The sequence below is a fragment of the Citrobacter sp. Res13-Sevr-PEB04-36 genome (assembly GCF_015672735.1).
GTDB lineage: Bacteria > Pseudomonadota > Gammaproteobacteria > Enterobacterales > Enterobacteriaceae > Citrobacter.
In genome coordinates, this window is sequence record NZ_JADABY010000070.1 from 38,627 (window position 1) to 52,610 (window position 13,984).

Below are 13,984 nucleotides of genomic sequence, written 5' to 3' on the forward strand. Positions count from 1 at the left end.
TGGCGGCGAAAACCGCCTTATCCGGCCTACTGATAGCCTTACACCAAACGCGCTTTATTAAAGTTAATCAAACTTCCCGCCTTTATGATTTCACGCTCTTCCGCAGTCAGGCTTGCCATATACAGGCTAATTTCGCTGACCGACCCATTCTCATAAAGTACGTATGCAGCTATCTCGCGTCTGCATTCGTCTAGTGCACGGCGAATACCAGGAATATAGAGATAGTCCCCCACCTCAAAAGACGGACTCTCAGCCATTTGCAGCGGTAACATCCCCCAGTTAATAACGTTGGAACGGTAACGCTTGGTGGCATATTCCTCGACGATATTCGCCAACCCGCCAATCACACGCTGACAACTTGCCGCCTGCTCACGCGCGGAACCATCACCGGGTTTGACGGCATAAATCATACTGCCAATTCCGGTCTCCAGTGGCGCAACATTTTCCTGGCCGGCAATCTGGTGAATGCGTTCGAAGATGGGTACCAGTGCGTTGTTCATCCCGCCAGCCCGCCGCTGTTTTTCCAGCTCAGCGGTGGCTTTACTCCTTCCCACGTAGCCGGGATCCCGGCGTGAAAGCGTAAATTCCGCCAGCCCTAAAGGATTTGAGCGATAGGAAGACGTTTCCCCGGATGGGATCAGCTCATCAGTCGTCGTCACCTCATCGAGAATTTTTGAGGCGACCTTCAACAGAATATTTTCCGTCAGTGCGCCAAGCTCCGGCCAGTCTTTAATATTGGGACCATAAATAAGCGACTGCTGCGTGGCACCTTTCACAAAGCCCTGGTAGATGCGGCTTTTATAAGGCGCAGGGTCAAACGTATAGGCAGGCATTTCATCCCAACAGTCCAGCTCAGTCGCCGGAGTCAGGAATCCGCCGTTTGCCGCCGTCGCGGCGATGGAGCGCGCATCCATCAGCGCCACGGCCGACATTTGCCCGCTGCCCGGTTTCGAACCTTCACGGTTAGGGAAGTTACGCGTGGTATGGCGAATGCTCAGCCCGTTATTGATGGGCGTGTCACCCGCACCGAAGCAGGGACCGCAGAAAGCGGTTCTGATAATAGCGCCCGCGCCCATCAAATCTGCGACCACACCTTTCTTGGCTAAGTCCATAAATACCGGTTGTGATGAGGGGTAGACCGCCAGCGAAAAGGTGTCGCTACCGCAGGATTGACCGCGTAGCGCACTGGCGGCGGCAATCACGTTCTCATAGTTACCGCCCGAGCATCCGGCAATGATCCCCTGCTGTACTTTTAAGCGACCATTCTCCACTTTGTCGAGCAGTGAGAGGCTGGCTTTCCCTTGCGCGATACGCGCGGATTCAATTTCGATCCCGCGAAGAATATCGGTGAGATTCTCATTGAGAGTGTCAATTTCATAGACGTTGCTGGGGTGGAAAGGCAGCGCGATCATCGGCTTGATGGCGCTCAGATCAACATAAATACAGCCATCGTAATACGCCATCGGCTGCGGGTTCAGCGGGCGATAGTCCTGCTCGCGACCGTGTAGCGCCAGCCAACTGTGCGTCTCATCATCCGTTTGCCAGACGGAGCTCAGACAGGTGGTTTCCGTTGTCATCACATCAACGCTGTTGCGAAAATCCGTGGAGAGAGACTTAATACCCGGACCGACAAATTCCATCACTTTATTTTTGACGTAACCGTTTTTAAACACCGCGCCAATAATGGCTAACGCAACATCCTGTGGCCCTACGCCAGGTGCGGGTTTCCCAGTCATGTATACCGCAACAACGTCAGGGTAATCGATATCCCAGGTATCGTTTAATAACTGCTTAACCAGCTCACCGCCGCCTTCGCCTACCGCCATAGTTCCCAATGCGCCATAACGAGTATGACTGTCAGAGCCGAGGATCATTTTTCCGCCACCGGCCATCGTCTCACGCATATATTGATGGATAACCGCAATATGTGGAGGCACAAAAATGCCTCCATAGCGTTGCGCTGCAGACAGCCCGAACTGATGATCGTCGCCGTTAATAGTTCCGCCTACCGCACACAATGAGTTATGGCAGTTAGTCAAAACATAAGGTAACGGGAAACGCTCCATGCCAGAAGCTTTAGCTGTCTGAATAATGCCGACAAAAGTAATATCGTGCGACGCTAATGAATCAAACTTAATTTTAAGCTTGTTCATATTTCCTGACGTATTGTGTGCTGAGAGAATCGACCAGGCGATAGTCCCTTTTTTCGCGTGATCTTTTTCGATACGCCCGGCCCCCTGATCCTCGGCTAACAAATTATTATTCTCGCAGAGAAAGACGCCTTTCTCATATAATTTAATCATCACATACTCCATGGTACGATGCCTGTAAAAATACCGTATATACAGGCATTGTTAATCAATAAATTTAATAGACTGACGATTGACGTGTTGTTTACAACATATTCCAGTCAATCAACATGCTCCACCACCATACGCCCAGGGTGATATGCACAATAAACGTTAAAAATGTGAGCATGCCGCCAACCAACCACCACGATTTAATATCGCTATAGCCCACACCAAAAATAACCGGACCCGCCGCACCACCATAATGGGTTACCATTCCGCCATACGAGTTAGAGAACAGTAACGCCAGGGCGGTCAGCATCAGTGGCGCACCAGAGACATTCGCTAACATGGCAAATACGGGCATCATTGCCACAATATAAGCGCTGCCGGAAGCAAAAAAATAACGGACAATAATACTCAGGAACAGAATGACGAAGAAGGCCACATTACCATGGTTGTCAAAAGAGAGATTGTTTTTGAATAGTTCGGCTAACCAGTCAAAAAATTTCACCTTCGATAATAAAGAACTCAGACCAATAATACCGCCGTACCAGATTAAGGTATTCCAGCCACCTTTATTTTTTACCACATCATCCCAGGTCACTACGCCCAGCAGGAGCATCGCACCCATCACCACAATAGCCACCGTTGATTCATCAACGCCGAGGCTTTTACTGAAAATCCACCCTAATAGCGCGAGAACAAAAATACCCAGCAGCATTTTTTCGCGTCCCTTCATCGGCCCCAGATCCTGGAGTCCGGCTTTAGCGATGGTTTTGTTATCTACTCTGGTAATTTCAGGTGGGTACATAAAATAAATAACTAACGGGGTCAGGAGCAGCATCACAATACCAGGTAAACTTGCTGCCAGCGCCCATCCGCCCCAACTTAACTGCAGGTGGCAGATATCGTTAATCATTTTCAACGCCAGAATGTTCCCTGCCATGGCGGTAAAGAACATATAACTGGTGGTTTTAGTGACCATATAAACGGTCATCATCAGGTAGTGACCAACACGGCGTGGACTCCTGTCTGGTTCAGAACCTAATGCCACCGCCACACTATTGATGATTGGCAGCACAATCCCTCCCGCTCGCGCGGTATTAGATGGCGTTGCAGGAGCCAGAATCAAATCCAGAAAAACGGTGACGTAACCCAGACCCAGCGTGGTATTACCGATTTTGCCGATCAGAATATAGGCAATGCGCTTGCCCAGACCGGTAGTCACAAACGCAGCACTTAGCGTAAATGCAGAGAAAACCAGCCACGTTGTTCCTGAAGCATAACCGCTGAGAACGCTGCTAGTTTTCAACACGCCATGACCTAAATTACCTACCACCACCATTGATGCCGCGACTGCAATCAACAACACCACCGGCTCAGGAAACGGTTTAATGACCAACCCGACAATGGCGGCAAGATAAATACCGAAAAGAACCCAGGCCAGTTCAGTTAATCCTGCTGGTGCAGGAATAATGCCAATAATACAGGGGATCGCCAATATTAAGATTAGCTTCCATAATGATTTCACATTCATGTGGTATTCCTGATTTATGCGTACAGGCAATCTCGCGAAATAAATCCAGTATTCGCGATACACAACCGTGTCAATTAACGTTGTGCGGAAAGGTAAACCTCACCAGAAAATATTTTCCGGGCGGTGCGAATCACCGAGGCGCGAATAGCCGTAGCGTCATCACTGTCATTACTCAAATGAATATCCAGTGAGCCACCGGGGTGTTCAATGCTGATATTTCCATACGCTATACCCGGTGCCACCTGTTGAGTCACCGTCCCTGCAATAACGCAACTGCTGGCAATGGCAATAGCGCCAGTGATCGCCAGTGCTTTATGGCAAGCGTGAGGCATAAAATAGCGTACAGTAATTGCACCACTCTGCTGGGGCGCTGAAATAAGGATAGGTTTAGGAATGACCATATTGGTAACATCCCCTAGCCCCATAGCCAGCCCCGCCTGGCGGCGAATAGATTCCATGCGTGCTAATAATTCTGTATCGGCATCCAGTTCCTCCGGCAACTCATACCCAGTTTTTCCCAGATATTCAGCAGGAATAATCACCACCGGCGTCGCCATATCCATGCAGGTTACCGGAATAGCATCAAAACAATCACGATGATTTCCCGTCGGGAAAATGCGCCCTGTTTTGGAGCCAGCGGCATTCAGGAATGTGAGTGCGACAGGCGCCGATGTTCCCGGAACACCGTCTATTTTTACCGTGCCTTCATACTCAACAACACATTGCGGTGTCTGGATATCGGCTTCAATATAGGTATTGGTGTTCACATTGCGAATACGTACCCGCGTCGTCGGCGTTGTGGCAGCAATCAGCCCATTTTCGATGGCGAATGCTCCGACGGCGGAAAGCATATTGCCACAGTTTGGCGTCGTATCGACACGTTGTTCATGAACCAAAACCTGAGCAAATAAATAATCGATATCGGCTTGAGCATCATTTGAACGACTAATAATCGCCACTTTACTGGTTAACGGATTCCCCCCGCCAATACCATCGATTTCCAGCGCATTCCCGGATCCCATAATTTTCATCAATACATCATCACGCAGCTGTTTCTCTTCGGGTAGATGTTCTGCTAATAAAAATGCGCCTCTGGAGGTTCCTCCGCGCATCATAACGCAAGGTATTTTCTTCACGACAATGCCCTCAAATATATTATTCATACTAAAGACATGGTTACATGCGAAAAATACGGTGGCTAATGACTTTATTGCCGTGATTAGTGACTTTTTTTATTAATTTAAGGTTAACAATGACAGGTAAACTGGTCGCTCTATCAGAACAGAATGTCTGTTAACGTTTTATGGGGTCAGAATGAAACATGAATTATCGAGCATGAAGGCATTTGTCACATTGGCAGAGTCCAATTCTTTTAACAATGCAGCGAAATCACTTAACATCACACAACCTGCTTTAACGCGCAGAATTAAAAAAATGGAAGAGTATTTACACGCTCAACTCTTCGAGAGAACAACCCGCAAAGTTACGTTAACAAAAGCAGGGAAGTTGTTATTACCCGAAGCAAGAGAACTAATTAGGACATTGGATGAAACGATTTTTAATATCAGCCAAATGAATACTCACTATCACGGGATGGTGACATTGTCCTGTATCCCTACCGCCGTTTTCTATTTTTTACCGTTGGCGATCGGAAAATTTAATGAGTTATATCCCAATATTAAGGTGCGAATTATTGAACAAGGCACGAATAATTGTATGGAGTCCGTACTTTGCAACGAGGCCGATTTTGGCATAAATATGAACAGCATCACAAATTCTTCCATTGAATTCACCCCGCTGGTTAACGAACCCTTTGTCCTGGCATGTCGGCGCGATCACCCGCTCGCCCATAAACAGTTGGTTGAATGGCAAGAATTACTGGCTTACAAATTGATAGGCGTGCGGTCATCGAGCGGTAACCGATTGCTGATTGAGCAACATTTAGCCGACAAGCCGTGGAAGCTGGATTGGTTTTATGAGGTTCGCCATTTATCAACATCCCTTGGCCTGGTTGAGGCTGGGCTCGGCATTTCGGCACTACCAGGATCGGCAATGCCACAAACGGCGCACCCAACGCTGATTGGCATTCCGCTGGTTGAGCCGGTGATTAGACGCACGTTGGGAATTATCCGGCGTAAGGATGCCGTGCTGTCCCCTGTCGCTGAACGCTTTTTCTCGTTGCTGCTAAATCTGTGGGCAGATGAAAAGGATAATTTGTGGCGACCGATTTCCGATCTCCAGGGAAACCGAGTGTCTGATGGCGGCTAATGCCTTATCAGGCCTACGACGCGTGTGCTTATCGTAGGCCATTTGGCATAAAACCTTAGTAGGCGTTAATCACAACCCACATTGGGCCTTGTCCGACTGCATAACGACCTTTCTCGGTCAGCAGCCCCTGTTCACCGGCAATGTCATACACCGCGATATGGTGCGATTTCTGCCCGGCGGCAATCAGGTATTTACCGCTGCTGTCGATATTAAAGCCACGCGGCTGGGTTTCGGTAGGCTGGAAGCCCTCTTTGGTCAGCACGCTGCCGTCTTCTGACACGCTAAACACCGTAATCAGGCTGGCGGTACGGTCACAGGCATACAAGTGACGACCATCAGGCGTGATGTGAATATCTGCTGCCCAGCGAGTGTCGGCGAAATCAGCTGGCATCATATCCAGCGTCTGTACGCACTCAATTTTACCGTACGGATCTTTCAGTTCCCAGACATCAACCGAGCTGTTCAGCTCATTGACGCAGTAGGCATACTGATGATTCGGATGGAACGCCATATGACGTGGCCCCGCGCCTTCTACGGTCGTCACTTCCGCCGGATCCTGCACGACCAGCTTGCCATCATCGCAGACGTCAAACAGGCAAATACGATCCTGCTTCAGTGCGGGAACCCACAGCGTGCGGTTATCCGGCGAAATATTGGCCGAGTGGCATCCGTCCATGCCTTCCACTACGTCCACCAGCCCAACCGGCAGGCCATCCTCCAGACGCGTCACGCTCACGCTGCCTGCGTTGTACGATCCGACAAACACAAAACGCCCCTGATGATCGGTCGAAATATGCGTCGGGCTGCCCGGCAGCGCAGATTCTGCAGCAAAAGTCAGCGCACCGTCATCCGGTGCAATCCGGTAGGCCAGCACGCGAAACTCGGGACGCACGCCAACGTACAGATAGCGCTTATCCGGGCTGACGACCATCGGTTGCACCTGACCCGGTACATCAACCACCTGCGTCAGCGTCAGTGAACCGTCGTGATTCAGGCTCCAGACGTGGATTTGCTGACTCTCAGGGCTGGCGGTATAAACGGTTTGCTTCATGAATGCTCCTTTTACTTTTTGGCAAGTGACTGCAATTGCCTGACACACGCCTAAGGTAGACGTTTTTAACGGTGAATGCTTAATTAAGACTCAGAATTTTGTCCGGCTGCCGACTCGGTGTACCATGCCAAAAGACACAATTCTCAACCTTAATCTGGAATAACTGATGACCACTCGCGTGATTGCCCTGGATTTAGACGGTACGTTGCTGACCCCGAAAAAAACCTTGCTACCCTCCTCTCTCGAAGCGCTATCACGCGCCAGAGAAGCCGGCTACCAACTTATCATTGTCACGGGTCGCCATCACGTTGCTATTCATCCTTTTTATCAGGCACTGGCGCTGGATACACCTGCAATTTGCTGTAATGGCACTTACTTGTATGATTATCAGGCAAAAAAGGTTCTGCAATCCGATCCCCTTCCCGTGGATCAGGCGTTGCAGCTGATCGATCTGCTGGAGGCGCATCAGATCCATGGCCTAATGTATGTAGACGACGCCATGCTGTATGAGCGCCCGACCGGGCATGTGGTGCGTACCGCAAACTGGGCGCAAACCCTGCCGCCAGAGCAGCGCCCAATCTTTACCCAGGTCTCTTCACTGGCGCAGGCCGCACATAACGTTAACGCCGTCTGGAAATTTGCCCTTACCGACGAAGATATTCCTAAACTGCAGCAGTTTGGCAAGCACGTTGAGCAACAACTGGGGCTGGAGTGCGAATGGTCATGGCACGATCAGGTCGACGTGGCCCGCAAAGGCAACAGCAAAGGGAAACGCCTGACCCAGTGGATTGAAGCGCAGGGCGGGTCAATGGAGAATGTCATCGCCTTTGGCGACAACTTTAATGACATCAGCATGCTGGAAGCCGCAGGCACCGGCGTGGCAATGGGTAACGCAGATGACGCGGTCAAGGCTCGCGCCAATATCGTGATTGGTGACAACACCACCGACAGTATCGCCAAATTTATTTATTCTCACCTGCTGTAATCAGGCGGTAATCGACACGCTCTTAATTTGCGCGTACAGCCACAGGCCAGGTTTGATGCCAAGTTCATCCCTGGCCCACGGGCTGATCCTCGCCCACAGGGTTTTACCGCCCACCTCAAGCTGAACTTCCACCTGCCCATTGTCGTCATAACACTGCGCGACTTTGGCGCGCAACACGTTGCGAATACTGGTCTGCTGCGGCGGTTGTAATACCAGTGACACATCCGAGGCCTGAATACGAATACGCAGCGAGGTTTGCAGCGGTTGCTCCAGTTTATTGACCCACAGATGCTGATCGCCCAGCGCCAGCGCGGTCATCGCATAATGCGGATGGTGTTCCAGCACGCTAACTTTGAGGATGCTACTTTGCTGCTCTTTCGGCAGCCAGGGATGCATCACGCTGCTACCCCAGACATCCTCCAGCGAGCCAAACGCTTTTACCTGGCCGTTCTCCAGCACCATTACTTTATCGGCCAGATGCAAAATCTCATCCAGCGAATGGCTGACATACAGCATCGGGATGTTGATTTCGCGCGCCAGGCGTTGCAGGTAGGGCAACAGTTCACGCTTACGCGGAATGTCCAGCGACGCCAGCGGCTCGTCAAGCAGCAGCAGTTCTGGCGCGGTCAGCAGCGCCCGACCAATAGCCACGCGCTGTTTTTCACCGCCGGAAAGGCTACCAGGCAAGCGCTCAAGTAGCGGTTCGATCCCCAACAACGCCACCAGCTTATCAAACTGCCCCGCCATGCTTTTCGCCATGCCGTAGCGCAGGTTACCGCGCACTTTATAATGCGGGAACAGGCGCGCATCCTGAAAAACGTAGCCTACCCGGCGTTTTTCAGGGGTTAAGCAGATGCCATTTTCTACATCGTTCAGCACCCGACCATTGAGCACAATGCGCCCGGACTGCGGCTTCGTCAGGCCGCTAATGGCGTTAATCAGCGAGGTTTTACCCGCCCCGGAAACACCAAAAATCGCGGTAATGCCATTGGCAGGTAGCGTTTCATTGAGTGTCAGGCAGTGCGTGCCTAACGTCTGGGTGAAATTCAGTTCCAGCATATTTATCGCCCCGTCCGCTCGCGGCTGATGCGCGCCAGCCACTCAGAAATCAGTAGCGAAATTAACGCCAGCACAATAGAAATCATGCAAAGTCTCGCCGCCGCGCTTTCACCGCCCGGAGTCTGGATCAGGGTGTACATCGCCGAAGGGATAGTGCGGGTTTCGCCAGGAATATTGGAAACAAAGGTGATTGTCGCGCCAAACTCGCCGAGCGAGCGGGCAAATGCCAGCACCGTGCCGACGATAATACCCGGTAGCATCAGCGGCAAGGTAATGGTCAGGAATACGCGCCAGCGACCGGCCCCCAGCGTACGGGCAGCCTGTTCCAGCTTGACGTCCACGCCTTCCAGCGCCAGACGGATGGCCCGCACCATCAGCGGGAAAGACATCACTGCCGCCGCCAGCACCGCACCGCGCCAGCTAAAGGCAAATGTAATACCAAACCAGTCGTACAGACGCTCGCCGATAAATCCGCGTCGCCCCATGGCCACTAACAGCAAATAACCGACCACCACCGGTGGCAGTACCAATGGCAAGTGCAGCACACTGTCGAGCAGAGCTTTACCTGGAAACGTGCAGCGCACCAGCAGCCAGGCAAAGAAGATCCCAAACGGCAGGCTGAACAGCACGGCCAGGGAAGAAACTTTCAGGCTCAGTATAACGGCCTGCCATTCAGGATCGCTAAGTATCATTACTTGGTCGTAAATCCATAACGTTTAAAGATTTCAGCAGCCTGCGGTCCTTTCAGGTAATCATAGAACGCGCTGACCGTGGCGTTAGAATGCCCATCAACAATCGCGATAGGGTATTCGACTTTTTTGTGTGAATCTTCCGGGAACGTGGCTACCACTTTGACGCCTTTGCTTGCAACGGCATCGGAGCCGTAAACAATTCCCAGCGGTGCTTCGTTACGCTCGACCAGCGCCAGTGCACCGCGTACGTCTTCAGCAGGGGCCAGTTTTGGCGCCAGAGTATCCCATGCGCCCAGTTTTTGCAGCGCTTCTTTGGCATAAATGCCCGCCGGAACATGTTCCGGGTCACCGACCGCCAGACGCCCGCCGTTCAACAGGCTGGTCCAGTTGGTTTTACTGTCGATGGCAAACGCTTTCTGCTCGCTCGCTTTTGGCGCCACGACTACCAGGCTGTTACCGAGCAGCGTTTTACGCGATGCAGTGTCGATAGACTTTTTATCTACCGCATAATCCATCCATTTCTGGTCGGCAGAAATAAACAGATCGGCGGGCGCACCGGCTTCAATCTGGCGCGCCAGCGTAGAAGACGAGGCAAAAGAGGAGACGACGTCCACGTTCTTCTCTTTTTTATACTGGGTTGCAATGTCCTGCATCGCATTCGTCAGCGACGCCGCGGCGAACACCGTAATTTTGCCTTCATCCGCCAATGCATGCCCGGCAACAGAAAGAGAGAGTGTTGCCCCTGCAAACAAGCGTAACCATGTACGTGCCATCTGTAACTCCTTTGAGCTTCGTTATGTACACAGCAATATAACGATTAATTCAGGATTTTCCCAGTGGTTATTCGTACCCATCAAAGGTTATATAAAGAAATTATCGGCAGGAAAAGCAGGATCTTGAGAAACTACAGGCACCGAAAACAAGCTGGAAGGCGAAAAAGATAAACGCCCGACTGAGCGGGCGTTTGAGGAATCAATGGTTCTGTTTGGACTGATCTTTCTGACCGATACCGGAGAAAATGTTGAACACTTCACCCAGTCCGTAAATCAGCCCCAGAATGATGGCCATCACCACAGGAACCATGATTACGGCGAATACCAGACTTTTCAATAACTCTAACATGATCAACTCCAGATATAGTCCTTAGCTGTATTTTAACCCCATAACGCAGAAATGCACTCCCCTTTTGTGCGGTCGACTTTGCGCGCGCTCGGTTTTCCGTCACAATATCCTTTTTGCCAGGAGCTTGATATGCAGGCCGAAATCCTTCTTACCCTGAAACTTCAGCAAAAGCTGTTTGCCGATCCCCGCCGCATTTCGCTGCTTAAGCACATTGCGCTTTCCGGCTCTATTAGTCAGGGCGCGAAGGATGCGGGCATCAGTTATAAAAGCGCCTGGGATGCCATCAATGAGATGAATCAACTCAGTGAGCAAACGCTGGTAGAGCGCGCCACCGGCGGCAAGGGCGGCGGCGGCGCGGTATTAACCCGCTATGGCCAGCGCCTAATCCAACTTTATGATTTGCTGGCACAAATTCAGCAGAAAGCGTTTGATGTCCTGAGCGATGACGACGCCCTGCCGCTGAACAGTTTGCTGGCGGCCATCTCCCGTTTTTCACTGCAAACCAGCGCCCGTAACCAGTGGTTTGGCACCATTACCGCACGCGACCACTCTCAAGTTCAGCAACATGTCGATGTCCTGCTGGCCGATGGCGAAACGCGGCTGAAAGTCGCCCTGACGGCGCAAAGTGGCGAACGTTTAGGGCTGGATGAAGGTAAAGAAGTGCTGGTCCTGCTGAAGGCGCCGTGGGTGGGGATCACCCAGGACGACGCTATCGCCCAAGCGGCTGATAACCAACTACAGGGGACCATCAGCCATATTGAGCGCGGCGCTGAACAGTGCGAAGTGTTAATGGCGCTGCCCGATGGCCAGACGCTGTGCGCTACAGTTCCGTCTGAAGACGCCGCGACGCTGCAAGAAGGCGCTAACGTCACCGCGTATTTCAACGCCGACAGAGTGATTATCGCCACGTTGTGTTGAGTCGATTGACATCGGCTCGCAGAACACGTATCCCTGTTATTCATTGCTGCAAAACATGGGATATAAAATGTCATCGTTGCAAATTTCGCAAGGCACGTTTCGTCTGAGCGACACAAAAACGCTCCAGTTGAATACGTTGACGTTGAACGCGGGGGATAGCTGGGCGTTTGTCGGTTCTAACGGCAGTGGGAAATCCGCGTTAGCGCGTGCGCTGGCGGGGGAATTGCTGCCGTTAAAAGGCGAGCGCCGTTGTCAGTTCACGCGCATCACCCGACTCTCCTTTGAGCAGTTGCAGCAGCTGGTCAGCGACGAATGGCAGCGTAATAACACCGATCTCCTCAGCCCTGGCGAAGACGACACCGGACGCACGACGGCAGAAATCATTCTGGATGAAATCAAAAACCCAGCTCGCTGCACAGAACTGGCGCAGCAGTTTGGCATTGCGCATCTGCTCGACAGGCGTTTCAAATACCTCTCTACCGGTGAAACACGTAAAACCCTGCTTTGTCAGGCGCTGATGTCGGAACCGGAATTATTGATCCTGGATGAACCGTTTGACGGGCTGGACGTTGCATCACGTCATCAGTTAGCGGATTTGCTCGCTACATTGCATCAGGCAGGTATTACGCTGGTGCTGGTCCTCAACCGCTTTGATGAAATTCCTGAGTTCGTACAATTTGCCGGCGTTCTCGCGGATTGCACCCTGACTGAAACCGGCGAGAAAGCCGGTTTACTGCAACAGGCATTGATAGCCCAGCTTGCGCATAGCGAACAGCTGACCGGGATCACGTTACCCGAACCCGATGAACCCTCTGTTCGCCGTACGTTGGCCGATCACGAGCCGCGTATTGTGCTCAACGATGGCGTGGTCTCGTATAACGATCGCCCTATTCTGCATCATCTGAGCTGGCAGGTGAATCCGGGCGAACACTGGCAAATTGTCGGCCCAAATGGTGCGGGGAAATCCACCCTGCTCAGCTTAATCACCGGCGATCATCCGCAGGGTTACAGCAACGCACTGACGCTGTTTGGTCGTCGTCGCGGCAGCGGTGAAACCATCTGGGATATTAAAAAACACATTGGTTATGTCAGCAGCAGCCTGCACCTGGAGTACCGCGTCAGTACCACGGTACGCAACGTGATCCTCTCCGGTTATTTTGATTCGATCGGTATCTACCAGGCGGTTTCTGACCGACAGCGTAAGCTGGTACAGCAGTGGTTAGACATTCTGGGCATCGATAAGCGTACTGCCGACGCGCCGTTTCACAGCCTTTCCTGGGGCCAGCAGCGACTGGCACTGATTGTTCGCGCGCTGGTTAAGCACCCTACTCTGTTAATCCTCGATGAACCCTTGCAGGGGCTGGATCCGCTGAATCGCCAGCTGATCCGCCGTTTTGTTGATGTGCTGATCGGCGAAGGTGACACCCAGTTGCTGTTCGTTTCTCACCACGCCGAGGATGCGCCAGCCTGTATTACGCATCGACTGGAGTTTGTGCCTGACGGCGAGATCTATGGCTATCGACAAACGTCCCTGGAATAATTCTCGCTGACGAGTGCGTTTGCACGTCATGAAAGTCAGCTAAATAAGTACGGAGAACGTATTAGTCTGGAGCAGGATTCCGTTCACTTCATGTTCATCTCGCCCCTGATACTGATATACCTGTGAACGCGCAAGGGAGGCTCACCGCCACCTCCCTTGCAACCCAGGCTCCCGGCACGGAAAATCGTCGCTACGCGATTCATTCGGCTTTTGCCGTCTGCCTGTCGGGTCGGTGCCGAGCCTACATCCCTGCAGGCCGTCCCCTCCGCCCGCTTCCCTGCGGGCGGTCCCTGTCAGCCGTCAACACCTCATCGATTTTCAGCCGGACCAAGGTGTCGCTTCAACACACTGACTTTCAGCCAAATCCATTTCGCTGTTTAAACATGTTCAAATAAAAACTCAGGTGGTCAGCTGCGGACTGGTCCGGCTGAAAATTGCTGACGTTTTTCCGTAAGGCCGGGAGAACCCGCAGGGATGCGGGTTCAGGGCGCGCTTTACAGGGACGTTTCCTCGCGCCCGGC

12 protein-coding genes are annotated in these 13,984 nt (G+C 52.0%); 4 read left to right on the forward strand and 8 right to left on the reverse strand.

Features of this window, described 5'->3' with window-relative positions; all coding sequences use genetic code 11:
• Positions 1 to 38: 38 nt before the first annotated feature.
• The 3 genes from IMQ48_RS20575 to IMQ48_RS20585 all read right to left on the reverse strand — a co-directional run bounded on the left by IMQ48_RS20575 (position 39) and on the right by IMQ48_RS20585 (position 4,964).
• Positions 39 to 2,303, reverse strand: a complete 2,265-nt coding sequence (locus IMQ48_RS20575; protein ID WP_196210464.1) for a hydratase — start codon at positions 2,301 to 2,303, stop codon at positions 39 to 41.
• A gap of 91 nt (positions 2,304 to 2,394) precedes the next feature.
• Entirely contained in the window at positions 2,395 to 3,828 is a 1,434-nt protein-coding gene (locus tag IMQ48_RS20580) for an anion permease (RefSeq protein ID WP_196210465.1), read from the reverse strand.
• A gap of 74 nt (positions 3,829 to 3,902) precedes the next feature.
• A complete protein-coding gene (locus IMQ48_RS20585) occupies positions 3,903 to 4,964 on the reverse strand; it encodes a 4-oxalomesaconate tautomerase (protein WP_196210483.1) in 1,062 nt (353 codons plus the stop codon).
• 178 nt (positions 4,965 to 5,142) lie between these two features.
• Between IMQ48_RS20585 and IMQ48_RS20590 the strand changes: the two genes are divergently transcribed.
• Positions 5,143 to 6,096, forward strand: coding sequence for a LysR family transcriptional regulator (locus tag IMQ48_RS20590; protein ID WP_196210466.1), 954 nt, complete (start codon positions 5,143 to 5,145; stop codon positions 6,094 to 6,096).
• Between the two features lie 55 nt (positions 6,097 to 6,151).
• Here IMQ48_RS20590 and pgl read toward each other — a convergent pair whose 3' ends face one another.
• Entirely contained in the window at positions 6,152 to 7,147 is a 996-nt protein-coding gene (pgl, locus tag IMQ48_RS20595) for a 6-phosphogluconolactonase (protein WP_196210467.1), read from the reverse strand.
• 166 nt (positions 7,148 to 7,313) lie between these two features.
• On the opposite strand from pgl, the gene IMQ48_RS20600 reads away from it, so the two are divergent.
• Positions 7,314 to 8,132 carry a pyridoxal phosphatase gene (locus tag IMQ48_RS20600; protein WP_182320491.1) on the forward strand — a complete coding sequence of 273 codons (819 nt, stop codon included), beginning with the start codon at positions 7,314 to 7,316 and terminating at the stop codon, positions 8,130 to 8,132.
• Here the strand turns inward: IMQ48_RS20600 and modC are convergent, their stop codons facing one another.
• From modC to IMQ48_RS20620, 4 genes are all read right to left on the reverse strand, one after another.
• The gene (gene modC / locus IMQ48_RS20605; RefSeq protein WP_181549090.1) at positions 8,133 to 9,191 is read right to left on the reverse strand and encodes a molybdenum ABC transporter ATP-binding protein ModC; all 1,059 of its coding nucleotides are present in this window, start codon (positions 9,189 to 9,191) and stop codon (positions 8,133 to 8,135) included. It lies immediately after the preceding gene.
• A gap of 2 nt (positions 9,192 to 9,193) precedes the next feature.
• Positions 9,194 to 9,883, reverse strand: coding sequence for a molybdate ABC transporter permease subunit (gene modB, locus IMQ48_RS20610; protein ID WP_117341655.1), 690 nt, complete (start codon positions 9,881 to 9,883; stop codon positions 9,194 to 9,196).
• Complete coding sequence (gene modA, locus IMQ48_RS20615; protein WP_181499135.1) at positions 9,883 to 10,656, reverse strand: molybdate ABC transporter substrate-binding protein; 774 nt, start codon at positions 10,654 to 10,656, stop codon at positions 9,883 to 9,885. Before modA ends, modB begins: the two co-directional genes overlap by 1 nt.
• A gap of 199 nt (positions 10,657 to 10,855) precedes the next feature.
• Entirely contained in the window at positions 10,856 to 11,005 is a 150-nt protein-coding gene (locus tag IMQ48_RS20620) for an AcrZ family multidrug efflux pump-associated protein (protein ID WP_085047482.1), read from the reverse strand.
• Between the two features lie 129 nt (positions 11,006 to 11,134).
• Here IMQ48_RS20620 and modE point away from each other — a divergent pair, with 129 nt between their 5' ends.
• Both modE and modF read left to right on the forward strand, forming a co-directional pair.
• Positions 11,135 to 11,923: a molybdenum-dependent transcriptional regulator gene (modE, locus tag IMQ48_RS20625; protein WP_096757798.1), complete on the forward strand. Its 789-nt coding sequence runs from the start codon at positions 11,135 to 11,137 to the stop codon at positions 11,921 to 11,923.
• A gap of 67 nt (positions 11,924 to 11,990) precedes the next feature.
• Positions 11,991 to 13,463, forward strand: coding sequence for a molybdate ABC transporter ATP-binding protein ModF (modF, locus tag IMQ48_RS20630; RefSeq protein ID WP_196210468.1), 1,473 nt, complete (start codon positions 11,991 to 11,993; stop codon positions 13,461 to 13,463).
• Positions 13,464 to 13,984 lie beyond the last annotated feature (521 nt).